The organism is Kitasatospora sp. NPDC001261 (assembly GCF_042896795.1).
Classification (GTDB): Bacteria; Actinomycetota; Actinomycetes; order Streptomycetales; family Streptomycetaceae; genus Kitasatospora.
Genome location: NZ_JBIAXP010000042.1, coordinates 46639 through 71653, shown reverse-complemented (window position 1 = coordinate 71653; position 25015 = coordinate 46639). Strand labels below are relative to the sequence as shown.

The 25015-nt window shown below is 76.4% G+C and carries 11 protein-coding genes and 2 pseudogenes; 8 read left to right on the top strand and 5 right to left on the bottom strand.

Translation table 11 applies throughout. From position 1 onward, the window contains the following. Position 1: 1 nt before the first annotated feature. Genes ACFY4B_RS39305 through ACFY4B_RS39285 form a run of 5 tightly spaced genes read left to right on the top strand, consistent with a single transcriptional unit; the run spans position 2 to position 5921 of the window. Positions 2–964 carry an ABC transporter permease gene (locus ACFY4B_RS39305; protein WP_387976121.1) on the top strand — a complete coding sequence of 321 codons (963 nt, stop codon included), beginning with the start codon at positions 2–4 and terminating at the stop codon, positions 962–964. Continuing rightward, the gene (locus ACFY4B_RS39300) at positions 961–1818 is read left to right on the top strand and encodes an ABC transporter permease (RefSeq protein ID WP_387976119.1); all 858 of its coding nucleotides are present in this window, start codon (positions 961–963) and stop codon (positions 1816–1818) included. Before ACFY4B_RS39305 ends, ACFY4B_RS39300 begins: the two co-directional genes overlap by 4 nt. Continuing rightward, complete coding sequence (locus ACFY4B_RS39295; RefSeq protein ID WP_387976116.1) at positions 1815–3671, top strand: dipeptide ABC transporter ATP-binding protein; 1857 nt, start codon at positions 1815–1817, stop codon at positions 3669–3671. Before ACFY4B_RS39300 ends, ACFY4B_RS39295 begins: the two co-directional genes overlap by 4 nt. Then, positions 3668–4858, top strand: a complete 1191-nt coding sequence (locus tag ACFY4B_RS39290; protein WP_074003436.1) for an acyl-CoA dehydrogenase family protein — start codon at positions 3668–3670, stop codon at positions 4856–4858. The genes ACFY4B_RS39295 and ACFY4B_RS39290 overlap by 4 nt, the downstream gene beginning before the upstream one ends. Before the next feature lie 25 nt (positions 4859–4883). Beyond that, positions 4884–5921, top strand: coding sequence for an LLM class flavin-dependent oxidoreductase (locus ACFY4B_RS39285; RefSeq protein ID WP_387976113.1), 1038 nt, complete (start codon positions 4884–4886; stop codon positions 5919–5921). Here ACFY4B_RS39285 and ACFY4B_RS39280 read toward each other — a convergent pair. Then, positions 5911–8619, bottom strand: a complete 2709-nt coding sequence (locus tag ACFY4B_RS39280) for a BTAD domain-containing putative transcriptional regulator (protein WP_387976111.1) — start codon at positions 8617–8619, stop codon at positions 5911–5913. The genes ACFY4B_RS39285 and ACFY4B_RS39280 overlap by 11 nt on opposite strands. A 12-nt stretch (positions 8620–8631) precedes the next feature. Here ACFY4B_RS39280 and ACFY4B_RS39275 point away from each other — a divergent pair, with 12 nt between their 5' ends. The 3 genes from ACFY4B_RS39275 (at position 8632) to ACFY4B_RS39265 (ending at position 13776) form a co-directional block, all read left to right on the top strand. Then, positions 8632–9138: a hypothetical protein gene (locus tag ACFY4B_RS39275; RefSeq protein WP_387976108.1), complete on the top strand. Its 507-nt coding sequence runs from the start codon at positions 8632–8634 to the stop codon at positions 9136–9138. A gap of 526 nt (positions 9139–9664) precedes the next feature. Next, on the top strand, positions 9665–12538 hold the full coding sequence (locus ACFY4B_RS39270) for an AAA family ATPase (RefSeq protein ID WP_387976105.1): 2874 nt from the start codon (positions 9665–9667) through the stop codon (positions 12536–12538). Continuing rightward, positions 12535–13776 (top strand): 3-deoxy-7-phosphoheptulonate synthase, encoded by a 1242-nt coding sequence (locus ACFY4B_RS39265; RefSeq protein ID WP_375875171.1) that lies wholly within the window; start codon positions 12535–12537, stop codon positions 13774–13776. Before ACFY4B_RS39270 ends, ACFY4B_RS39265 begins: the two co-directional genes overlap by 4 nt. 122 nt (positions 13777–13898) lie before the next feature. On the opposite strand, the gene ACFY4B_RS39260 is transcribed toward ACFY4B_RS39265, so the two are convergent. The 4 genes and pseudogenes from ACFY4B_RS39260 to ACFY4B_RS39245 all read right to left on the bottom strand — a co-directional run. Next, the gene (locus ACFY4B_RS39260; RefSeq protein WP_387976103.1) at positions 13899–15524 is read right to left on the bottom strand and encodes a bifunctional 3-(3-hydroxy-phenyl)propionate/3-hydroxycinnamic acid hydroxylase; all 1626 of its coding nucleotides are present in this window, start codon (positions 15522–15524) and stop codon (positions 13899–13901) included. Next, positions 15521–16309: an arylamine N-acetyltransferase gene (locus ACFY4B_RS39255; RefSeq protein ID WP_387976101.1), complete on the bottom strand. Its 789-nt coding sequence runs from the start codon at positions 16307–16309 to the stop codon at positions 15521–15523. Before ACFY4B_RS39255 ends, ACFY4B_RS39260 begins: the two co-directional genes overlap by 4 nt. Positions 16310–16314: 5 nt before the next feature. Further along, positions 16315–19491, bottom strand: a pseudogene (locus ACFY4B_RS39250) (type I polyketide synthase); the annotation flags it as partial. Between the two features lie 195 nt (positions 19492–19686). Continuing rightward, positions 19687–25005: pseudogene (locus ACFY4B_RS39245) on the bottom strand (type I polyketide synthase); the annotation flags it as partial. Positions 25006–25015 lie beyond the last annotated feature (10 nt).

The following is a 25015-nucleotide window of genomic DNA, read 5'->3' as shown; positions in this document are numbered from 1 at the left end:
GGTGTCGAACAGTGTCCGGCACGTGCCGCCCTGGGCCAGGTTCGTCGCCCGGCGGCTCGCGGCGGGGCTGGTGGTGGTGTGGGGGACGCTCACGGTGACGTTCTTCGCCCTCCACCTCGCCCCCGGCGACATCGTGGACGGACTGATCGGGCCGGGCGCCGCCGGCACCCCGGCCCTGCGTGACCAGGTGATCGCCGAGAACGGCCTGAACGACCCGCTGCTCGTCCAGTACGGCCGCCAGCTCGCCCGGTTGGCGAGCGGCGGCCTCGGCTGGTCGTACCAGCTCAACGAGCCGATCGAGCGGCTGCTCGGCAGCCAGCTCGGCCCGACCGTCGAGCTGGCGGTGTCCGCGCTGGTCACCGCGCTGGTGCTGGCGGTGCTGGCGGCCACCCTGACGGCCGGCCGGGGCCGGGCGGTGCGCGCTGCCGCCGGTGTCGCCGAGCTGCTGATGGTGTCGATGCCGTCGTTCTGGCTGGGCATCATCCTGCTGACGGTGTTCTCCTACCGGCTGCACGCGCTGCCCTCGATCGGGGCGGACGGGCCGGCGGCGCTGGTGCTGCCGACGCTGGCGCTGGCGCTGCCGCTGGCCGGGGTGCTCGCCCAGGTGATCCGCCAGGAGCTGGAGAGCGCCGACGGCCGCCCGTTCGTGCTGACCGCGCGCTCGCGCGGCCTGGGCGCGACGGCGGTGCTGCTGCGGCACACCCTGCGGCACGCGCTGCTGCCGCTGACCACGCTGGCCGGCTTCGTGCTGGGCAGCCTGTTCGGCGGCGCGGTGCTGGTGGAGAACATCTTCACCCGGCCCGGCCTGGGCCGGGTGCTGGCCAACGCGGTCGGCTCGCGCGACCTGCCGGTGGTCAGCGCCCTGGTGGTCATCTCCAGCGCGGCGTTCGTGGTCATCAACACCCTGGTGGACGTGCTCCACCCGCTGATCGACCCCCGGCTGCGCGAGGGAGGAGCGGCATGAGCACCGTGACCGCCCTCCTCGACCGGCCGGCCGGGGCCGCCGCCCGCCGGGGCGCGCTGCTGCGCTCGCCCGCCCGCCTGGCGCCGCTGGTCCTGCTGGCCGCGGTGGCGCTCGTCCTGGCCTTCCCCGGGGTGTTCGCCACCCACTCCCCCGCGGCGACGGACGTCGCGGCGGCGCTGCGCCCGCCCGGTGCCGAGCACTGGCTGGGCACCGACCAGCTCGGCCGGGACGTCTGGTCGCGGCTGGTGCACGGCACCCGGCTGTCGCTGCTGATCGCGGTCGGCGCGACGCTGATCGGGGTGGGCGGCGGCGCGCTGCTCGGCCTGGTCGCCGGCTGCGGCGGACGGCGCGTCGACTTCGTCCTGATGCGGGTGGTGGACGTGCTGCTGGGCTTCCCCGAACTGCTGCTCGCGCTGGTGGTGGTGGCGGTTCTGGGCGGCGGCACGGTCAACGTGGCGATCGCCATCGGCATCGCCGGGGTGCCCCACTACGCCCGGCTGGTGCGCGGCCAGGCACGGCTGGTGCTGCGCTCGGAGTACGTGGAGGCGGCGCGGGTGCTGGGGGTGCCGGCCTGGCGGTCGGTGCTGCGGCACGTGCTGCCGAACGTCGGGGGCCCGCTGGTGGTGCTGGCCTCCATCGGGCTGGGCTCGGCCATCATCTCGGGCTCCGGGCTCAGCCTGCTCGGCCTGGGCCCCGTCCCGCCGGAGGCGGACTGGGGCTCGATGGTCGCCGACGGCAAGGACTTCCTCCAGACGGCCTGGTGGATCTCGATCTCACCCGGCCTGGCCGTCTCGGTCGTGGTGGTCTGCACCACGCTGATCGGCCGTTCGCTGCAGCTGAGGGCGGTGCGATGACGACGACAACGGAAGCGACCGGTGCGGAGGCGACGGCCGGGGACACCGGTGCGCCGGTGCCGGGCCCGCTCGTGCGGGTGGAGGGGCTGCGGGTGTCGTTCCCCGGCGCGCCGCGGCCCGCCGTGGACGGGGTGTCACTGGCCATCGGCCCCGGGGAGTGCGTGGCGCTGGTCGGCGAGTCCGGCTCGGGCAAGTCCGTCACCTCGCGTTCCCTCATCGGGCTGGCGGGCGCCAGGGCCCGGGTCTCCGCCCGGACCCTGGAGGTCGCCGGGGCGGACACCGCCGGCTTCGGCGAACGGCAGTGGCGCGCGGTGCGCGGCCGGCGGGTCGCCGTGGTCTTCCAGGACGCGCTGACCGCGCTGGACCCGCTGCGCACCGTCGGCGCCGAGATCGCCGAGGCGGCCCGTCTCGGCGGCACCGCCGGCCCGGACGTCGGCGCCCGGGTGGTGGAACTGCTCACGGCGGTGGGCGTGCCGGAGCCGGAGGCCCGGCGCACCCAGTACCCGCACCAGCTCTCCGGCGGGCTGCGCCAGCGCACGCTGATCGCCTCCGCGCTGGCCGCCGACGCCCCGCTGCTGATCGCCGACGAGCCGACCACGGCGCTGGACGCGATCGTCCAGGCGCAGATCCTGGCGCTGCTCGGCCGGCTCAAGGACGAGGGCCGGGGACTGCTGCTGGTCAGTCACGACCTGGCGGTGGTGGCGCAGTTGGCGGACCGGGTGCTGGTGCTGCGGCGGGGCGAGGTGGTGGAGAGCGGGCCGACCGGCCGGGTGCTGTCCGCCCCGGAGCACCCGTACACCCGGATGCTGCTGGACGCGGTGCCCTCGGGCCGCCCGCCGGCCCGTCCCGCCCAGGCCCCGGCCCCGGCCCCGGCCCCGGCCGAGGCACCGGACGCCGAGGAGGCGGCCCCGGTGCTGACCGGGCGCGGGCTGGTCAAGTCCTTCGCCCCGGGCGGGCCGAGGGCCCTCGACGAGGTCGGGTTCACCCTGCGGGCGGGCGAGGCGCTGGGCGTGGTCGGCGAGTCCGGCTCGGGCAAGACCACGCTGGCGCGGGTCGCGATGGGTCTGTCCCGTCCCGACGCCGGGGAGGTGCTGCTGCACGGGCGGCCCTGGTCGGCGCTGCCGGAGCGGCGGCGCCGGGCCTCGCGCTCGGCGATCCAGTTCGTCCAGCAGGACCCGTACGCCTCGGCGGACCCCCGGTTCACCGTGGCGCGGATCATCGGCGAGGCGCTGCCGGGACTGCGGCGCGCCGAGCGGGCCCGGCGGTGCGCGGAACTCCTCGACCAGGTCGGCCTGCCGGCCGAGCTGCTCTCCCGCCGGCCGCACCAGCTGTCCGGCGGTCAGCGCCAGCGGGTGGCCATCGCCCGGGCGCTGGCGGGCCGTCCGCAGGTGCTGGTCTGCGACGAGCCGGTCTCGGCGCTGGACGTCTCGGTGCAGGCGCAGGTGCTGGAGCTGCTGGACCGGCTGCGGCGCGAGCGGGGCATCGCCCTGCTGTTCATCACCCACGACCTGGCCGTGGTGCGGCAGGTCGCCGACCGGGTGCTGATCATGCGCGGCGGGTCGGTCGTCGAGGAGGGCGAGACCGAGCGGATCTTCGAGGCCCCCGCTCACCCGTACACCCGGGCCCTGCTGGACGCCGTCCTGCGGCTGCCCGGCTCGGACGGTGCGGACGGCGCGGGCAGTGCGGGCAGTACGGGCAGTACGGACGGCTCGGGCAGGACGCACGGCGCCGACGTCACCGGCCGCGACGACCCCCGGCAGGACCCGCAGCAGGCCCCGGAGCAGAACACCGAGCAGGACACCGAACACGTCGCCGGGCAGGACGGCGAGCACGTCACGAAGTGGGAGACATGACTGACACGACGACGGACGCCGTCCCCGAGGCCGCCGAGGCGTGGCTGCGGCGGGCCGAGGAGGTCGCGGCGCTGCTGGCGCCCGGCGCCGCCCGGCGCGACCGCGAGGGCACCCCGCCGGTGCGGGAGATCCGGCTGCTGAAGGAGTCCGGCCTGGTGACCCTGCTGGGGCCGGTCGAGTACGGCGGGGCCGGCCAGGACTGGTCCACCGCGTTCCGGGTGGTGCGCACCGTCGCGGCGGCCGACGCCTCGGTGGGCGAGCTGCTGGCCCACCACTACGTGTGGGTGTCGATCGCCGAGTTCATCGGCACCGACGAGAAGATCCAGCACATCGCCGAGGTGTCGGCCCGGGCCCGGTGGTTCTACAGCGGGTCCTCGAAGCCCCGCTCGGCGCCCCTGGTGATCCAGGACACCGGCCGCGAGATGCTGTTCCACGGGCGGCTGGAGCGCGTCCTGGGCCACCCGGTGTCGGACATCACCATCCTGGAGGGCTTCCTGGAGGACGGCGACACCCCGATCAGCGCGCTCGCGATGAGCGACCACCTGGGGCTGTCCTTCGAGCCCGGCGCCGAGGAGTTCGGGCTGCGGTCGCTGGCCGCCGGGACGGTGGTCGCCGACGGCGCGAACATCCCGTGGACCGGGGCGCTCGGCCACGTCGACAAGACCTTCGTGCCCCGGGTCTACAACACCTTCCTCACCCCGGCCTTCCAGCTCGCCCAGGCCAACGCGCTGATCGGCGCGGCCCGGGGCGCGCTGGACGCCGCCGCCCGGCACGCCCGCGAGCAGTGGTCGCAGGCGCCGCTGACCGAGGCCGCCGCCGCGGACGCGGCCCGGCACTACGGCGCCCTGGCCTCCGCGCTGTGGGCGGTGGAGGCGTTCGCCGACGCCGTCGGCGCCGAGGCGGACGCCCTGCACGCCCGGCGCCGCACGGTGACCGAGGAGGAGCGCGGCCGGCACGCCGTCCGGGTCGCGGCGCTGGCCGCGCAGGCCGGCGCGGCCGCCGACGCGGTCACCGCCGGCGTGCTCGGGGCGGCCTGCCCCGGCGGCGCCGAGGCCGCGGCCGGGCTGGACCGCTACTGGCGGGACACCCGGGCGCGGCGGGTGCACGAGGACGACCCGGGGCGCGCCCGCGTGGTGGGGCGCCACCTCCTGCACGGCGAAGTCCCCCGCCCCACCTGGTACGCGTGACACCCCGAGTAAGGAGCACCCCCGCATGACCAGCAGTTCCCCGACCGTCCCGCTGTCCGTCCTCGACATATCGTCCATCGACTCCGCCGGCAGCCCCGCCGAGACCCTGGTCGGCACCCGCCGGCTGGTGGCGGCCGCCGACGAGCTGGGCTACACCCGGTTCTGGGTGGCCGAGCACCACAACTCGCGCGGGATCGCCGGCTCCGTCCCGGCCGTCCTGCTGGCCGCGCTCGGCGAGCGGACCAGCCGGATCCGGATCGGCGCGGGCGGGGTGATCCTGCCCAACCACCCGCCGTACGCCGTCGCGGAGTCCTTCCGGACGCTGGCCGCGCTGTTCCCCGGCCGGGTGGACCTGGGCATCGGCCGCTCGGGCGCGGACCCGCTGCTCTCCCACGCGCTGCGCCGGGCGCCCGACGAGGACTTCCCGGCGGCGCTGGAGGAGCTGCTCGCCTTCGTCGACGGCGGCTTCCCGGACGGGCACGTCTACCAGCGGCTGGAGGCCCTGCCGGAGCCGCCGGAGCCGCCCCGGCCGTGGCTGCTGGGCGCCAGTGTGCGCAGCGCCGTGGACGCGGGCCGGCGCGGGCTGCCGTACGCGTTCGCCCACCACTTCTTCAACTCCCGCGGCACCGAGGAGGCGCTGCGGGCGTACCGGCAGAGCTTCCGGCCCTCGGCCCGGGCCGAGCGGCCGCACGCGATCGTCACCGCCTACACGGTGTGCGGGGAGACCACGGAGCACGCGCGCCGGCTGACCGCGCCGGCGCTGTTCCCGGTGCTACGGCTGAACGGCGCCTCGCCGATCGCGCCGCTGCCCACCGTCGAGGAGGCGGCGGCGTACCCGTGGACGGAGGCCGAGCGGGCCTCCGCCGACGCGCTGCTCAGCACCCAGGCGGTCGGCGACGCCGAGGAGGTCCGCCGGGCGCTGACGGACCTGCTGGAGCGCACCGGCGCGGACGAGCTGATGGTGACCAACAACGTCACCGACGTCGAGGAGAAGATCCGCTCGCTGGAACGCGTACGGGACCTCGCCCCGGCGCTGCCCGTCCCCGCCGGGGTCAGCCGGTAACGGCCGGACGACGACGATGGGCGCGGGCGCCGAGGCTGTCGCGGATGCGGCGGTGGTGGGTGACCAGCCAGACGCGCTCGGGCTCCCCGGGCGGGCAGCGGTCCAGGGCGTGGTCGAGACAGCTGACCGCGAGCGCGTCGTCGCCCGCGGCGGCGGCCCGGGCGGACGCCCCGACCAGGGCTTCCCAGGCACGGCGCTCCATCGCCTCCACCGGGGTGCCGTCCGCCTCGGCGAGCGCGATGGCGCGGTCGTGGTGGAAGGCCAGCAGCCCGGGGCGGGGCACGTCCAGCAGGGCGGCCCAGTCCGCCGCCCGCAGATGGCGTTCGACCAGGACGCGGCCGGGCAGCTGGGCGAGCGCGACATCACGGCTGACGGCGTACCGGAAGGCGTACTCGACGTCTCCGGGGACGCCGCTGCGGCGCACCCGGCGCAGCAGTTCGCGCGACTCCAGGAGCTCCAGGCCGCGGCCGACCTCCTCGGGGTCGCGCTGGCTGACGGCCTCGACCGCGCCGCGCCACAGCGTGCCGCCGACGACGGCGGCGTCGCGCAGCACCGAGCGGGTGGTGCGGTCGAGGCCGTCGAGCTGGGCGGCGGCGACGGCGAGGACGGCCGGCGGGTGGTCGGCGCCGGCGTCCGCCGCCCGCGCGTAGGCCTGGGCGAACAACGGGTTGCCGTCGGCGAGGGCCGCGCGGCGGTCGTCGGCGGGCGTCGGGTGGCGGCGGCCGGAGGCGGCACCGATCACGGTGGCGGTGGCCGCGGTGGACAGCGGTGCCACGTGCAGCAGGACCGAGCGGCGCTTGGCACACCCCCAGGAGGGCCTGGTGTGGAGCAGTTCGGAACGGGCGCCGACGACCAGCAGCAGGGCGACCGGGCCGAGCCGGACGGTGAGGTCCTCGACGAAGGAGCGGACGAAGTCGGCGGCGCGGTGGAGGTCGTCCAGGACGACCACCAGCGGGCGCTCGGCGGCCGCCTCCTCCAGGAACTGCCGCAGCGCGCCGAGGACTTCCTCCCGTGGGACGGCGCCGCCGTCCGGCCCCTCGGCGGAGGCGGCCGGGGCGGGCAGGCCGAGGCAGGCGGCGAGCGCGGTGACGATCGGTCCGGTGTCGGCGTGCGGGAGGAGCCCGCGCACGACGTTGGTCAGTGCGGGCAGGACGACGGCCGCCGGCGCGCCGGCGCGGATGCCCGTGTAGGCGCGGACCAGGCCGGCCAGCGGCTCGTAGGGGGTGTGGGCGTCGAAGGCGGGGGTGCCCGCGTGGAGCACCCGGGGCGCGGGCGGTCCGGCGCCGTCGCGCAGCGCGGCGGCGAACTCCCCGATCAGCCGGGTCTTGCCGATGCCGGGCTCGCCCAGCACCGTGACCAGGTAGGGCAGTTGGCGGCGGACGCTGTCCTGGTAGGCACCGCGCAGCAGGTTCAGCTCGTGGGTGCGCTCCAGGAACGGCGGTTCGGCGGGGTGCCCGGACGGCCCGCGGCCCTCGGGGCGGGCGGGCGCGGGGCGGTGGACGCCGGGGACGCCGGGGACCGGGGCGAAGCCGAGGTCGGCGCCGCCGGCCTCGACGGTGGCGTCGGCGGCCCACAGTTCCCCGCGGGGGACCTGCAGCAGCAGGTGGTGGCAGGCGTCCAGGACCTCTCCGGTGACCTCCACGGGCTCGGGCGCGCTGTCGTCATAGGTGACCACCACCTCGCCGGTGCCGACCACGAGGTGGGTGACCGGCCGGGTGGCGGCGGCCCCGCTGCCGGGCACCGGTCCGGCCGCGGTGGCCCCGGGGGCGGCCGGTCCGGGCGCCTCGAAGTGGCGGTGCAGGGCGAGGGCGGCGCGCAGGGCCCGCTCGGCGTCGTCCTCGTGGGCCCGGGGGACGCCGAAGACGACCAGCCACACCGAGCCGAAGGCGCGGCGCACGTGTCCGCCGAAGGGCGCCATCTCGCGCCGGATGTCGGCGGTCAGCTCCTTGACGGCGTGGTCGACGCGCTCGGGGGCGAGGACGCCGCCGTCGGCCGTCCACTGGGCGCGGACCATGACGACGCTGGCCGCGCGCCGCTCGACCCGTTCCCAGGACGCGCGGAAGGCGTGCTCGGCGGCCGGGGCGGCGGCGGTCCCGGCGCGGCCGGCGCCACTGTCGTCGGCGCGGCTGTCGTCGGCGCGGTCGTCGGCGCGCGCGGGCGGGGCGGGGGCCGGCCGGGGGCGCGGCGGCTGCGGGGCGGCTGCGGCCGCAGGGCGGGGTCCGGCCGGGGGCGGGAAGTCCGCCGCGCCGCCCGGGGCGGTGGTGAGCCGCAGCGCCAGGGCCGGGTCGTGGCTGAGGATCGCGCGCTGGAGGCGTCGCAGGTCGCGGCCGGGCTCCAGGCCGAAGCGGTCGGCGAGCAGGTCCCGGGTGCGCCGGTAGCGGTCCAGCGCCTCGGACTGGCGCCCGCAGTTGTAGAGGACGACCATCAGCTGGGCGACCAGGCGTTCCCGGGTCGGCTCGGCCTCCAGCATGGACTCCAGTTCGCCGATCAGCTCGCGGTCCCGCCCCATCGCCAACTCGGCCTGGATGCAGTCCTCGTGGACGGCGAGCCGGGTGCCCTGGAGGGCGGCCAGCTCGGGCCAGGTGAGCCCGGCGTCGCTCACGTCGGCGAGCACCGGGCCGCGCCACAGGCCGAGGGCGCGGCGCAGCAGTTCCGAGGCCCGCGTCCAGTCGCCGGCCGCCAGTCGGGCCCGGCCCAATGTGACAAGCTCATGAAATTCCGTGAGATCGAGCTGTTCAGGCTCGATTCTGAGCACGTATCCGGGCACAGTGGTATTCAGCGCGGGTTTCCCGTCCGCCGGCTCCCCGACCGCCTGGAATGCGCGGCGCAGCCCGGCCACCGAGTTCTGCACCATTTTCCGCGCCGTGGACGGACGGTCATCGCCCCAGAGTGCGGCGACTATCTCGTTGATACCCACCACGCTATTCGCGCGGAGCAGCAGAACACCGAGCAGGGCCCTCTGCTGCAGGCCGCGAATGGGCACGTCGGTGCCGTCGGAGAGCACTTCAAGCGGCCCCAGAACGTTGAATCGCACCCCTACCCCCTTGATTCCCTGCGATTCCGGAGAAAGCCATTCCGGAGAATGTGCCCGATGGTACATCAGATCGATCCGGGGCCTTCCGTTGACCGCACGTCGACTTCGATCTACGCTATCGATGGCGACCCCCCTGCCGGTATTCCCCGAGGCAAATTCGCCGCCGCCGACCGGCCGGGCTGATTCGACGTCGCGGTGATCGGGCAGGCGTGCGGGCCACGGGGGCGTCGTAACGGCGCCGGCCTGCTGGACCGGCCGGCGTTGCCGGTGGATCCCCGTGGACCGCGTGATCCGCATGGTCGAGACCCCGGCTCCGCTCCGTCCGCGACACCGCCTTCCGCGAGGACGCCCCCGAGATCAGCACCGGCCACGGGCCCGGGAACACGGCGACCCCTCGCGATCAACGCCCTCCGCGACCACCGCCGCACCGGCATCGAGGCCTGCCTCCGCCATGCCTCCAGCCGCCCACTCGGCCTCCTCCACGCCCCTGAGCAGGGACGATGAAAGATCGTCAGGACCCTGGACCAGCCCTGCCCACCCGGCCGCCCCGGCGGCAGTGGCCCGCCCATGAGCGATCAGTTCCCGGGCGATGGGCGGGGTGTCCCCATGATGGGTTCGACCGGGAGCGGGTGGCCGTCGCCACCGCCCCGGGGGAGCCGCCGGAGACCGGCGGCCGGACGCCTACAAGAGACGAGGTCGGGGGTACCCGGTGCCTTCCCTGCTGGAACGTGACGCGCACATCGACAGACTCGACCACCTGCTCGCCGAATGTCTCGGCCGCGCGGGCCGGGTGGCACTGGTCGACGGACCCCTCGGCAGCGGCAAGAGCGAGCTGCTGCGGGTGTTCACCGCCCGGGCCGCCGAGCGCGGAGTCCTGGTCGTGGGCGCGGGCTGTTCCGCCCAGGAGCGGGACCTGCCCTTCGGGATCGCCGACCGGATCGCCCACTCCCCCGGCTGGCCCGCCGGGCACGCCGAGCGGCTGGCCGCGCTGGCCGACCCGGCCGTCCTCGCCGACCCGGCCGACAGTGCCGGCGGCGCCGCCCTCAACGGCAGCACTCTCAACGGCAGCACCCTCAACGGCAGCGGCGCGGCCGGCGACCCGGCCGGCCCGCCGTCGCCGGCGCTGCTGCGCGCCTGCCGCGACCTGACCACCGCCCTGCTCGCGGCCGCCGCCGACACCCCGGTGCTGCTCTGCGTCGAGGACATCGGCCACGCCGACGAGGCGTCCCTGCACTTCCTGCGCCACCTCGTCCGCCACCTGCCGCAGAGCCGGGTGCTGCTGGTCCTCACCGACGGCAGCACCCCGTGGCCCGCGCGGCGCCGGCTGCACGCCGAACTGCTGCGCCACCCGCACGCGCACCGCCTCGCACTGGCCCCGCTGTCCCGGGCCGGCGCGCTGCGCCTGGTCACCGAGGGCCTGGGCGAGGAGGACGCCCGGCACCGCGGCCCCGGCCTGGTGGACGTGGCCGGCGGCAACCCGCTGCTGCTGCACGCCCTCGTCGAGGAGCACCTCGACCGCGCCGACGAGCCCGAACCGCGCTACGGCCCGGCCCTGCTGAGCTGCCTCCACCGGGCCGGCCCCGGCGTGCTGCGGGTCGTCCAGGCCCAGGCCGTGCTCGGCGAGGAGGCCCCGGCCGAGGACGTGGCCCGGCTGCTCGGCGAGCGGGAGAGCGCCGACGCGGTCGCCCGGACCCGCGCCACGCTCACCGCCGCCGGGCTGCTGGACGGCGAGGGACGGCTGCGCACCGCGGCCGCCCGCGCCGCCGTCCTGGAGGACCTCGCCCCGCACGAGCGCACCGAACTGCGGCTGCGGGCCGCCCAGTTAGCCCACGAGACGGGCAGCCCCGCCGCCGAGGTGGCCCGGCACCTGGTCGAGGCCGGGCGGGCGCCCGCGCCGTGGGCGGTCGCCGCGCTGACCGAGGCGGCCGAGCACGCCCTGCTCGACCACCGTCACCGCACCGCCGTCGCCTGCCTGAGCCTGGCCCACAAGGAGGCCGCCGAGGAGAACGACCGGGCGGTGCTCCGGCACCGGCTGGCGCAGGCCGAGTGGCAGCTCAACCCCTCGGCGGCGGCCCGGCACCTGGTGCCGCTCACCGCCGCGGTCCGGGCCGGGCACCTCGGGCTCGCCGAGGCGCTCGTCCTCGTCCGGTACCTGCTGTGGCACGGCCGCGGCGAGGAGGCGCTGGCCGTCCTGGACCTGCTGCGCGCCCGGACCGGACCGGCCGGACCGGCCTCCCCCGCCGAGACGGGCGCGCTGCGCGACGTCGAGACCTGGCTCGCCTACACCCACCCGGGCCTGGCCCGGGGCCGCCGCGTCCCGGTGCTGCCCGCCGACCTGCGGCACACGGTCGCCCCGGACGTCGACCCGCAGCTGCGGGCCGCCGCCGCGCTCGCCGGGGCGCTCACCCGGGGACGGGCCACGGAGACCGTCGACCACGCCCAGCAGGTGCTGCACGACGCCCACCTGCACGGCCGCACCGCGTGGGCCGAGGAGGCCGCGCTGCTCGCGCTGCGGGTGCTGCTCCAGGCCGGGCGCGCCGACACCGCGGCGGTCTGGAGCCAACGGCTGCTCGGCACCGCCGCGCGCCGCGAGGCCCCGACCGCGACGGCCCTGTACTCGGCGGCGCACGCCGAGGCGGCCCTGCGGCTCGGCGAGCCGACCACGGCGGCCGAGCACAGCCGGGCCGCGCTGACCCACCTCAGCCCCACCTCCTGGGGCATCGCGGTGGGCCTGCCGCTGGGCACGCTGGTCATCGCCGAGAGCCGCACCGGCGAGCACCGCTCGGCCGCCAAGCACCTCACCCACGCCGTCGGTGAGGCCATGTTCCAGAGCCTGTACGGGCTGCACTACCTGTTCGCCCGCGGCGAGCACTACCAGGCGACCCGGCACGGCCACGCGGCACTCGCCGACTTCCTGTCCTGCGGCGAACTGCTGCGCACCTGGGGCCTGGACGGCGCCGGGGTGGTGCCCTGGCGCACCCAGGCCGCCGACGCCTGGCTGCGGCTGGACAACCGGGACCGCGCCTGGCGGCTGATCCACGAACAGCTCAGCCGGGCCGACGCCGACCTGCCGCACAACCGCGGCCCGGCGCTGCGACTGCTCGCCGCGGCCGGGCCGGCCGGCCGGCGCGGCCCCCTGCTCACCGAGGCCGTCGACCTCACCGAGGCCTCCGGCGACCGCTACGAGCAGGTGCGGGTGCTCACCGACCTGAGCCGGGTGCACCAGGGCTCCGGCAACAGGCGCCGGGCCCGGCTGCTGCTGCGCCAGGCCCTGCACGTGGCGAACATGTGCGCCCTGCGGCCGCTCGTCCAGGAGCTGCTGTCGGTCTCGGCGGACCTCGGCGAGAGCGGCCCGGCCGCCGACGCGCGGGAGCCGGGCGGGGTCGACGCGCTCACCGAGTCCGAGCGGCGGGTCGCCTCGCTCGCCGTGCTCGGCTACACCAACCGCGAGATCGCCGGACGCCTCTACGTCACGGCGAGCACCGTGGAACAGCACCTCACCCGGGTCTACCGCAAGCTCGGGGTACGCCGACGCAAGGACCTGCCCGCCGATCTGTGGGCCAACCTGAGGAAGACGGGATGACGACGCCGATGACCACGCCGACCGCCACCAGCCTGACGGTGCACGACGGCACCGGGCCCGACCTCGCCCGGGCCCTGGCGGGCCTGACCGCCGGCCAGCAACCGCAGTGGCCCGATCAGGAACGGGTGCGCGAGGTGCGCGCCGCGCTCGGCGCCCTGCCGCCCCTGGTGGAGCCCGCCGCCGTGGACCGGCTCCGGGAGCGCCTGGCCGAGGCCGCGCTCGGCCGGGCCCTGGTCGTCCAGGGCGGGGACTGCGCCGAGACCTTCGCCGGCAACACCCCCGAGCACGTGCGCGCCAACCTGCACGCCCTGCTGCACTGCGCGACCCTGTTCGAGGTCGCCTCCGGCCTGCCGGTGGTGCCGGTCGGACGCGTCGCCGGGCAGTACGCCAAGCCGCGCTCCAGCCCGACAGGCCCGGACGGGCTGCCCTCCTACCGGGGCGACATCGTCAACGGCCTCGCGGCGACGGCCGAGGCCCGCACACCGGACCCTCGGCGGATGCTCACCGCGTACGACGGCGCCGGCGCAGCGCTCGACGTGCTGGACTCGGTGGCCGACGCGACCCGCACCGAACTGTTCGCCGGTCACGAGGCCCTGCTGCTCGACTACGAGGTGCCGCTGGTGCGCGACGGGTACGCGCTGTCCGGCCACTTCCTGTGGATCGGCGAGCGGACCCGCGAACTCGACGGCGCGCACGTCGCCCTGGCCCGCCGGATCGCCAACCCGCTGGGCCTCAAGCTGGGCCCGTCCACCACCCCGGAGCAGGCCGTCGCCTACGCCGAGGCGCTGGACCCGGACCGCGTCCCCGGCCGGCTGACGCTGATCAGCAGGATGGGCGCGGACCGGGTGTCCGACGTGCTGCCGCCGCTGGTGGAGGCGGTGGCAGACGCGGGACACCCGGTGGTCTGGCTCTGCGACCCGATGCACGGCAACACCGAGACGGCGGCCGGCGGGCTGAAGACCCGCCGCTTCGACCGGATCGCCGCCGAGGTGAGCGGGTACTTCGCCGTGCACCGGGCGATAGGCAGCCACCCCGGCGGCCTGCACCTGGAACTGACCGGCGACGACGTGACCGAGTGCCTCGGCGGTCGCGAGGACCTGCGCGAGGAGCAGCTCCCCGAGCGCTACCTGACCGGCTGCGACCCGCGGCTGAACGGGCGCCAGACCCTCGACCTGGCGCGCGTGGTGGCGGAGATCCTGCTGGAGCACTCCGCCCGGCGGGCGCCCGTGGCGGTCTGAGGACCGCCCACCCGGACCGACGGCCCGCTCCTCCACGCGGAGGGGGAGCGGGCCGTCAGCACGTGCGCGGGAGGGGGCGTTCAACTCCCCACGGGTTCGGGCGGGTTCAGGCGGACGGGCCGTCAGGAGGCGAGGTCGGTGCGGAGCGCTTCGAGGAGCGTGGCCAGCTCCGTCCGGTCCGCCGCCGCGCCGTAGACGTAGAAGTCGGGCCGGACCAGCACCGCGACCGCCCCGGCCTCGGCCAGGTACGGCAGGTACACCCCGTCGGTGTCGCCCACCGCGCCCGCCGGGGGCTCCTCGTCGGCGGCCGCGAGCACCCTCACCGCGTGGCCGCCGAGGTCGGCCAGCCAGGCGCGGTCCCCGGCGGTGAGCAGGCTCTCCGGCGGCTCGGTGGTGAGCAGCACGAAGCCGCGCCCCACCACGTCGTCGAAGAGCCCGGCGGGCCGGCCGGCCGCCGTCACGCGCCCCTGGACGACCAGGTCGCCGGCCGGCCCGCCGCCGTGCCGCAGGCCCGCCGTGAGCGGCTGGACCGGGGTGCGCGGCCGGGCCGCGCCGACCTCCGCGCCGCGCCGGGCCCGCTCCTGGGCGGCCAGCATGACGGTGTCGCGGTCGCGGGCCGCGGCCGAATCGGTCTGGCAGATGACCCGGCCCAGGTCCATCGACATGGTGAGCGCGTGCCGCACGTGCTCGCGCCGCTCGGCGGTGTAGCTGTCGAGCAGCCCTTCGCCGGCCCGGCCGGTGAGCACCAGGTCCAGCTTCCAGGCGAGGTTGGCGGCGTCCCGGAGGCCCGAGCACATGCCCTGCCCGGCGAACGGCGGCATCAGGTGGGCGGCGTCCCCGGCGATCAGCACCCGGCCGCGCCGCCACTGGTCCGCGTAGCGCGCCTGGAAGGTGTAGACGGCGTGCCGCAGCAGGGTGGCGTTGCCGGGGTCGATGTCGAACAGCGAGAGCAGCTTCCAGACGTTGGCCTCGCCGCCGAACTCCTCGGGCGACTCGTGGTCGAGCCGCATGAACTCCCAGCGCCGGTGGCCCGGCCCGGCGGAGACGGCGGTGCGCGGCCGGGCCGGGTCGCAGACCTGGAGGTTGTTGGGGACGAACTCCCGGCCGTCGTGCGGGACGACGTCGCAGGTCAGCCAGTCGTTGAAGAACGCGAAGTCGGTGGCGGTCAGCCCGGCCTCCTCGCGCACCACGCTGTTGGCGCCGTCGCAGCCGATCACCCAGCGGGCGGTGAGCGGGCCGCCCGAGGGGCCGGTCCGCGGTCCTTCGACCGTGAGCGTGACCGCGTCGCCGCGGTCGGCGAGCGCCGTCACCCGGTGGCCGCGCAGGACGCGCAGCGTGGGAAACCGCTCGCCGTGGGCGGCCAGCGCGGCCTCCAGGCCGGGCTGGTAGACGGCGCTGGAGTCGGGCCAGCCGGAGCGGCCGGCGTCCTCGACGTCCACCCGGAAGAGGGTCTGCCCGTCGGCGTTGTGCCAGACGTAGTCCCGGGAGGACTCGACGTGCTCGTCCAGGGCCGCGCCCACGCCGGTGGCGGCGAGGATACGGGCGGACTCGCCGTCGAAGGAGACCGCCCGCGGCATCGGGTACGGCCGGGGGAAGCGCTCCAGGACGGTGACCCGGTGGCCGCGGGCGGCCAGCAGCAGGGCGGCGGTCTGGCCGACCGGCCCGTAGCCGACGATCGCGACGTCGGCGTCGAAGCCGTCGCCGTCTCCCACAGCGGCGGCGGTCTCGGTGTGGACGGGGGTGCTCATGCGGTGGCCGCGTCCTTCCGCAGGATCTCGGCGAGCACCCGGGCGTGCTCCTCCGGGTCGGCGAGGCCGCGCAGCCGCTCGGTGCCGTCCTCGACGACGACCAGGCGGGTGCCGATCAGGATCCGCTGGCCGCCCTCGAAGGCCCGGCCGCGCACCACGATGCCGGAGCCGGCCAGGGCCCGGGCGAACCGGTCCAGCTCCGGCGAGGGGACCAGCCAGTCCGCGAAGGCGCGCGGCCGCGCATGGAGCCGGTAGACGGCGCGCCAGTCGCCGACCCGGCCCCGGCGCTGCACCACATGGTGGCCGGTGTCCGCGCGCACGACGCGGAAGTCGGTGCCGAACTGCGGCTGCACCTCGTCGGGCACCACCCGCAGCGGCTCCAGGTAGGACGGGCCGACGAAGCCGACGTCGACCAGCCAGAGGTCGCCGTCCAGCCGGACGAAGCCGAGGACGTGCTCCAGGTCCGGCCCGAAGCTGTCGTCCACCTGCCGGATCCCGGCCGAGAACAGCCCGGTCTCGTAGCCGAGTTCGCGCAGCAGCGCGAGGAAGAGCCCGTTCAGTTCGTAGCAGACGCCGCCCCGGCCGCCGAGCACGACGGCGTCGAACACGGCGTCGACGTCGATGTCGACGCCCGCCCACAGGGCCTCGCCGCGGGCGGTGTTGAGCGAGGAGTCGTACGGGATGGCGATCAGGTGGCGCCGGTGCAGCTCGCGCAGGGTGTCGGCGGTGGGGTCGAGCGGGCCGTCGTAGTCGAGGGCCTTGAGGTAGGCGGCGGTGTCGAACACGGCGGTCACTTCCCTTCGGTCCGCTGCTCGGCGGGCACGGTCTCGGAGGCTTCGGTTTCGGCGACTCCGGTGTCGGTCAGTCCGGTCTCGGCGGGCACGGTCTCGTCGAGCAGGGAGAGGAGGTGGCCGGCGATCCGCTCCGGGGTCGGCTGGTCGAAGGCGAGCAGGGCGGGCAGTTCGAGCCCGGTGACGTTCTGGAGGCGGTTGCGCAGTTCGACGGCGGTCAGCGAGACGAAGCCGATGTCGAAGAAGACGGCGTCCGCCCCGATCTCGTCGGTGCCCTCGTGCCCGAGGACGGCCGCGACCTCCGTGCGGACCACGTCGACCAGCACGGCCAGGCGCTCCCCCGGGTCGGCGTCCGCCAGCCGGCGGGCGAGGACGGCGCCGGGCGCCTCCTCGGTGGTGGTGTCGGGCTCGGTCTCGGTGGCCATCGGGGAATCTCCTGCGGGGGTGGTCGTCACGGGCACCGACTCCAGCCAGTAGTGCCGGTGTTGGAAGGGGTAGGTCGGAAGTTCGGAGGCGGGGAGGGTGCCGGCGCCCGCGTAGGAGGCCGACCAGTCGACCTCCACGCCGCGGACGTGCAGCGCGGCGGCCGAGAGCAGGACGCGGTCCCAGCCGCCCTCGTCGCGCCGCAGGGTGCCGGTGACGGCCGCGTCGCGCACGGAGGCCGCCTCCAGGGCCTCGACGATGCCGTGGGCGAGTACGGGGTGGGCGCTGACCTCGACGAACGCCCGGTACTCGGCGGCGGCCAGGGTGTCGACGGCCTCGGCGAAGCGGACGGTCTGCCGCAGGTTGCGGTACCAGTACTCCGCGTCCAGCTCCGGGCCCTCCAGCCAGCGGCTCTCGACCGTGGAGAGGAAGGGGATCGCGGCGGGCTGGGGCTTCACGGAGCCCAGCAGCTCGGCGAGTTCGGCCTCGATCGACTCCACGTGCGAGGTGTGCGAGGCGTAGTCCACCGGGATCCGCCGCACCCGCACACCCTGCTCCTCGTACGCGGTCACCAGGGTGTCGAGCGCGGCCGGGTCACCGGCCACGACCACCGAGGAGGGGCCGTTCACGGCCGCGATCTCGACACCGTCCGGCAGCGCGCTCGCCACCCGCTCCCGGGGAAGGCCGACCGAGACCATGCCGCCCCGGCCCGCCAGACCCCGCGCGATGGCCTGCGATCGCAGCGCGACCACGGCGGCCGCGTCGTCCAGGGAGAGGATGCCGGCGACGTGCGCCGCCGCGATCTCCCCCTGGGAGTGACCGACCACCGCGTCCGGAACGACACCCAGCGACGCCCAGAGGCGCGCCAGGCCGACGTTCACCGCGAACGACACCGGCTGCACCACGTCCACCCGCTCCAGCGAGGCGGCACCCGGCACCTGGTTCACCACATCCAGCAACGACCAGTCGACATAGGACGTCAAGGCCTTGTCGACCTCACCGAGCGCCTCCGCGAACACCGCCGACTCGGCGAGCAGCCGACGCCCCATCCCCGCCCACTGGGAACCCTGGCCCGGGAAGACGAAGACGGTCTGCCCGGCGACGTCCGCCGTGCCGGTGACCAGGGCGGGCGAGGCGGCGTCGCCCGCGAGCGCGGCCAGGCCGGTGCGGTGACCGTCGAGCGCGTCGGCCACCACGACGGCGCGGTGCGCCAGCAGGGTCCGGGCCTCGGCCAGTGTCCGGGCCGCGTCGGCGGGTGCCGGGCCGCGTGCCTCGGTGTAGTCGAGCAGCCGCTCCGCCTGAGCACGCAGGGCGCCGGTGGAAGCGGCGGACAGCAGCCAGGGGACGGCGGCGGCCTCGGGGGCGGGTGTCCGCGCCTCCGCGGCGGGCGCCTCCTCCAGGATGACGTGGGCGTTGGTGCCGCTCACCCCGAAGGCCGACACGGCGGCCCGGCGCGGGCGGTCGGCCGCCGGCCACGGCCGGGCCTCCGTCAGCAGCCGCACCTCCCCGACCGACCAGTCGACCTGGGTGGTCGGCGCGTCCACGTGGAGGGTCCGCGGGAGCACGCCGTGGCGCAGCGCCTCGACCATCTTGATCACGCCGGCGACGCCGGCGGCTGCCTGGGTGTGGCCGATGTTGGACTTCAACGACCCCAGCCAGAGCGGCTGTTCGGCCGGACGGCCCTGCCCGTAGGTGGCCAGCACCGCCTGCGCCTCGATCGGGTCGCCCAGCGGGGTGCCGGTGCCGTGGCCCTCGACGGCGTCGACGTCCGCCGCCGTCAGCCGGGCGTTGGCGAGCGCGGCCCGGATCACCCGCTGCTGGGCGGGCCCGTTGGGCGCGGTGAGACCGTTGGACGCACCGTCCTGGTTGACGGCCGAACCCCGGACCACGGCCAGCACCTCGTGCCCCAGACGACGGGCGTCCGACAGCCGCTCCAGGACAAGGACCGCCACGCCCTCCGCCCAGCCGGTGCCGTCGGCGGCGTCCGCGAAGGCCTTGCAGCGCCCGTCGGTCGCCAGGCCGCGCTGCCGGGAGAACTCCACGAACGGCGAGGGCTGGGACATCACCGCGACACCGCCGGCCAGCGCCAGCGTGGACTCGCCGCTGCGCAGCGACTGGGCGGCCAGGTGGACGGCGACCAGTGAGGAGGAGCAGGCGGTGTCGACGGTGATCGCCGGCCCCTCCAGGCCGAGCGTGTAGGCGACCCGGCCCGAGGCCACGGAGCCGGAGGTGCCGGTGGCGAGGAAGCCTTCGAGCCCGGCGGGCACGCTTCGCAGACCGGTGGCGTAGTCGTGGTACATGACGCCGGAGAACACGCCGACGGCCGTGCCGCGCAGGCCCGCCGGGTCCAGGCCGGCCCGCTCCAGGGCCTCCCAGGAGGTCTCCAGCAGCAGCCGCTGCTGCGGGTCCATGGCGAGCGCCTCGCGCGGCGAGATCCCGAAGAAGGCGGCGTCGAAGTCGGCGGCGCCGTGCAGGAATCCGCCCTCGCGGACGTAGGAGCGGCCGGCCCGGTCCGGGTCGGGGTCGAAGAGTCCGTCGAGGTCCCAGCCGCGGTCCTCGGGGAACTCGGCCACGCCGTCGCGTCCGTCGGCGACCAGCTGCCACAGGTCGGCCGGGGAGGCGATGTCGCCCGGCAGCCGGCAGGCCATCCCGACGATGGCGATCGGCTCACCGGCCGCCGCCTCCAACGCGGCCTTCTCGGAGGCGAGTTGTTCGTTGTCCTGGAGCGCGGCCCGCAGTGCCTCGACCAGCCTCGCCGTCTGGTCGAGGGCGGCCGCGCCGTCGTTGGTGGTGGTGGTCATGTCAGCCTTTCGGATGGTGCGCCGGGCGCCGAGCGCGGACGAACGGGCGCGGGTCGGTGAGCGCGGTGCGTCGGCTCGGTGGGTCTGCGCGGTGGGTCCGCGCGGTCGGGTGGGCGCGGTCGGGTTGGGCGCGGTCGGGTGGACGGTTCAGCCGCGGCCGCGCAGGGCGCGGGCGACGAGGCCGTCGATGTCCAGGTCCGCGATGGCGGGCCCGTCCACGGGCACCGGTCCTGCGTCCGGGCCGGCCGCGCGCGGCTCGGGGGGCACGGCCGCCGGACCGGCCGCCGGCTCCGGCAGCAGCTCGGACCGCAGGTGGCGGGCGAGCGCGAGCGGGGTCGGGTGGTCGAAGACCAGGGTCGCCGGGAGCCGGACGCCCGTCGCCCGGGCCAGCCGGTTGCGCAGCTGCACCGCGCCGAGCGAGTCGAACCCGGCCTCCTTGAAGGCCTGGGCGGCGGCGACGGCGTTCTTGGACGGGTGCCCGAGGACGGCGGCGGCGGCGGAGCGCACCAGGTCGAGGACCTCGCGGTGCTGCTCGCGCTCCGGCAGCGCGGCCAGCCGGGCGGCGAAGTCCGCCGCGTCGTCGGCGGGCGCTCCGGTGGCGGCGGTGCGGCGGGGGGTGCGGACCAGGCCGCGCAGCAGCGGGTTCAGCTCGCCGCCCGCCGCCTGCCCGCGCAGCGCGTCGCGGTCCAGCCGGGTCGGGACCAGCAGCGCCTCCGGGGACCGCAGCGCGGCGTCGAACAGCGCCAGCGCCTCCTCCGTCGCCATGGCCGCCAGGCCGCCCCGGGCCAGCCGGGCGCGATCGGCCTCGTCCAGGTGCCCGGTCAGGCCGCTGGCCTGAGCCCACAGGCCCCAGGCCAGCGAGACCGCCGGCAGGCCCCGCTCACGGCGCCACCCGGCCAGGCCGTCCAGGAAGCCGTTCGCCGACCCGTACAGGCTCTGCCCGGCGTTCCCGAAGACACTGGCGCCGGAGGAGAAGAGGACGAAGGCCGCCAGACCCAGGCCCTCGGTCGCCTCGTGCAGGTGCCAGGCCGCGTCCGCCTTCGGCGCGAACACCTCCTTCAGCCGCCCTGCGGGCTGCCCCTCGAACACGCCGTCGGCCAGCGCACCGGCCGTGTGCACCACCGCCGTCAGCGGACGCCCCTCCGGGACCCGACGGACCAGGTCATCGACCACCGAACGGTCCGACACGTCCGCGGCCACCACCTCCACCTCGGCACCCAGCGCCTCGAGCCCGGCCACCAACTCCGCCGCACCCGGCGCCGCCACGCCGCGGCGACTCACCAACAGCAGCCGCCGCGCCCCGTGCGACTCCACCAGGTGCCGGGCCACCAACCCGCCCAACGTCCCCGTGCCACCCGTCACCAGCACCGTCCCCGCCGGATCCAGGACGCCGTGCCCGTCGGCGGAGGCCGGAGCGGAGGCACGCGCCAGACGCGGCACCACCACACCGCCGTCGCGCCAGAGCGCCTGGGTCTCGCCGGACGCCAGCAGGCCGCCCACCACCGACGGGTCCACCGCCGCGGCGGGGAAGCCCGTTCCCTCGCCGCCGAGGAGCACGATCCGGCCGGGCTGCTCCTGCTGGACCGAACGGACCAGCCCCCACACCGCGTTGACCGCCGGGTCCGCGTCCGGCGGCCCGGTCACGACCGCCAGCGGCTCCCCGCTCCGGGCGGGATCGGTGAGCCCCTGGTGCAGGAACTCCGAGACCCGGCCGACCAGCGCCCGGGCGCCCTCGGGCCCCTCGGCCGTCCCGGCGGTCAGGTCCAGCACCGCCGGGGCGGCGACACCGGCGGCGCCGGCGGGCAGGACGAGAGGCGTCCAGCCCACCTGGTAGAGGTGGTCGGTACCGGCCCCGCCGAGGCCGGCGAGCCGGTCGACCGGCACCTGCCGCAGCGACAGGGAGCCGACCGAGGCCACCGGTCCGCCGGTCGGGTCGGTGAGGACGAGCGAGAACGCGTGCGGGCCGGTCTGCCGGGCGTGCACCCGCAGAGCAGTGGGACGCGTGGCGAACAGGGCCACGTCGTTCCAGGCGAACGGCAGCAGGACGTGGCCCGGCTCCGGCTCGGCGATGCCCAGGAAGTTGGTGGCCTGCAGGGCGGCGTCCAGCAGCACCGGGTGGATGCCGAAGTCCTCGGCGGCCCGGCCGGCGGGCAGGGACACCTCGGCGTGCACCTCGCCGTCGAGCCGCCAGACGGCCCGCAGCCCCTGGAACGCCGGTCCGTAGCCGAAGCCGCGGTCCGCCAGCCGCTCGTAGAAGCCGTCCAGGGCAACCGGCTCCGCGCCGGCCGGCGGCCACGCGCCGGGGGCGGCGGTGTCCGGCGCCTGCTCGCCGGCCAGGAAGCCGGTGGCGTGCCTGGTCCAGGCACCGCCCTCGCCGTCCTCGGGCCGCGAGTACAGGGCGAACGGCCGCCGGCCGTCGGGGGCGTCGTCCTCCGGCGCGTCCACCCGCAGGTGCAGCTGCAGGGCGCCGCGCCCGGGGACGAGCAGCGGGGCCTCGATCACCAGCTCCTCGACGGTGGGCGTGCCCGCCTCGTCGCCGGCCCGCGAGGCCAGCTCCAGCACCGCTGCCCCCGGGGCGAGGACGGTGCCGGCGACGGCGTGGTCCGCGAGCCACGGGTGGTCCTTCGGATCGAGCCGCCCGGTGAGGAGCGCCCCGCCCTCGGGCAGCTGCACCGCCGCGCCCAGCAGCGGGTGCCCGACGGGCGCCAGCCCGGCGGCGCCCACGTCGGTGGCGGGGCGGGTCTCCAGCCAGTAGCGCTGGTGCTGGAAGGGGTAGGTGGGCAGCTCGGAGGCGGGGAGGAGGGCGGCGTCCGGGAAGGCCGTGGACCAGTCCACGGGCAGGCCCCGGACGTGGAGTTCGGCGGCGGCGAGCAGGACACGGTCCCAGCCGCCGTCCTCGCGCCGAAGGGTCCCGGTGACGACGGTCGGCGCCTGGACGGCCTCCTCCAGAGCCTCGACGACCGCGTGGGCGAGCACGGGGTGGGCGCTGACCTCGACGAACGCCCGGAAACCGTCACCCGCCAGGGTCTCGACGGCGTCGGCGAAGCGGACGGTCTGCCGCAGGTTGCGGTACCAGTACCCGGCGTCCAGCTCCGGACCCTCCAGCCAGCGGCCCTCGACCGTCGACAGGAACGGGACGACGGCCGGCTGCGGCTTCACCGAGCCCAGCAGCTCGGCGAGTTCGGCCTCGATGGACTCCACGTGCGAGGTGTGCGAGGCGTAGTCCACCGGAATCCGGCGCACCCGCACGCCCTGCTCCTCGTACGCGACGACGAGCGTGTCCAGACCCGCCGGGTCACCGGCGACGACCACCGAGGACGGACCGTTCACGGCCGCGACCTCGACCCCGGCGGGGAGCCGGTCGGCCACCTCGGCGAGCGGCAACCCGACCGACACCATCCCGCCGCGTCCGGCCAGACCACGGGCGATGGCCTGCGACCGCAACGCCACCACCGCCGCCGCGTCCTCCAGCGAGAGGATGCCCGCGACATGCGCCGCCGCGATCTCCCCCTGCGAGTGACCCACCACCGCGTCAGGCACCACACCCAGCGACGCCCACAGGCGCGCCAAACCGACGTTCACCGCGAACGACACCGGCTGCACCACGTCCACCCGCTCCAACGGGGCGGCACCCGGCACCTGGTTCACCACATCCAGCAACGACCAGTCGACATAAGCCCTCAGAGCCTTGTCGACCTCACCGAGCGCCTCCGCGAACACCGCCGACTCCGCGAGCAGCCGACGCCCCATCCCGGCCCACTGGGAACCCTGACCCGGGAAGACGAACACCGACCGGCCACTCACCTCCGCCCGGCCGGAGACGACACCCGCCGCCTCCTCCCCCCGTGCCACCGCGTCCAGCGCCGCCACCGTGTCCGCGCGGTCGGCGGCCACCACCACGGCGCGCTGCTCCAGCGCGGCCCGCGCGGTGACGAGGGTGCGGGCGGTACGGGCCAGGCCGGTGTCCGGCTGCTCGGCCAAGAGCCGGCCCCAGGCGCCGGCCTGGGCCCGCAGGGCGTCCTCGGAGGCGGCCGACAGCACCAACGGCAGTGCGGCACCGGTCGGTTCGGCCTCCGACTGCGGGGCGTCCCCGACCGGGGCCTGCTCCAGGATCACGTGGGCGTTGGTGCCGCTGACACCGAAGGAGGAGACGGCGGCCCGGCGCGGCCGGTCGACCTCCGGCCAGTCGCGGCGTTCGGTGAGGAGCGCGACCGCGCCCGAGTCCCAGTCGACCTTCGAGGTGGGTGTGTCGATGTGCAGACTCTTCGGCAGCACGCCGTGCCGCAGCGCCTCCACCATCTTGATGACACCGGCCGCACCGGCCGCCGCCTGGGTGTGGCCGATGTTGGACTTCAACGACCCCAGCCAGAGCGGCTGTTCGGCCGGACGGCCCTGCCCGTACGTGGCCAGCACCGCCTGCGCCTCGATCGGGTCGCCCAGCGAGGTCCCCGTCCCGTGGCCCTCGACGGCGTCGACGTCCGCCGCCGTCAGCCGGGCGTTGGCGAGGGCCGCCCGGATCACCCGCTCCTGCGAGGGGCCGTTCGGGGCGGTGAGGCCATTGGACGCACCGTCCTGGTTGACGGCCGAACCCCGGACCACGGCCAGCACCTCGTGCCCCAACCGCCGGGCGTCCGACAGCCGCTCCAGCAGGAGGACGGCGACGCCCTCGGCGAGCCCGGTCCCGTCGGCGCCGTCCGCGTACGCCTTGCAGCGGCTGTCGCGCGCCAGGCCGCGCTGGGTGGCGAAGTCGACGAACACCTCCGGCGTGGCCATCACGGCGACCCCGCCGGCCAGGGCCAGCGTGCACTCGCCGTCGCGCAGCGCCTGCGCGGCCAGGTGGACGGCGACCAGGGAGGAGGAGCAGGCGGTGTCCACCGTCACCGACGGGCCTTCGAGACCCAGGGTGTAGGAGACCCGGCCGGAGGCGACCGAGCCCGAGTTGCCGATCCCGAAGTACCCCTCCAGGCCCTCCGGAAGGTTGAGCACGTGGTGCGCGTAGTCGTGGTACATCAGGCCCGCGTAGACACCGACCGGCTGCCCCTTGAGCGAGGCCGGGTCGATGCCGGCCCGCTCCAGGGCCTCCCAGGAGGCCTCCAGCAGCAGCCGCTGCTGCGGGTCCGTCGCCAGCGCCTCGCGCGGGGAGATCCCGAAGAGCGCGGCGTCGAAGCCGCCCGGGTCGGCGAGGAAGCCGCCCTCCTCGGCGTAGGTCTTCCCGGCGGCGTCCGGGTCGGGGTCGTACAGGCCGTCCACGTCCCACCCCCGGTCGCGGGGGAACGGGGCCATGGCGTCGGTGCCGTCGTGGACCAGGCGCCACAGGTCGGCCGGGGAGGCGACGCCGCCGGGCAGCCGGCAGGCCATCCCGACGATGGCGATCGGCTCGGTGCGCCGGGCCTCGACGTCGCGCAGGCGGCGCCTGGTCTGCTGGAGGTCGGCCGTGACGCGCTTGAGGTAGTCGCGCAGCTTGTCGTCGTTCGAC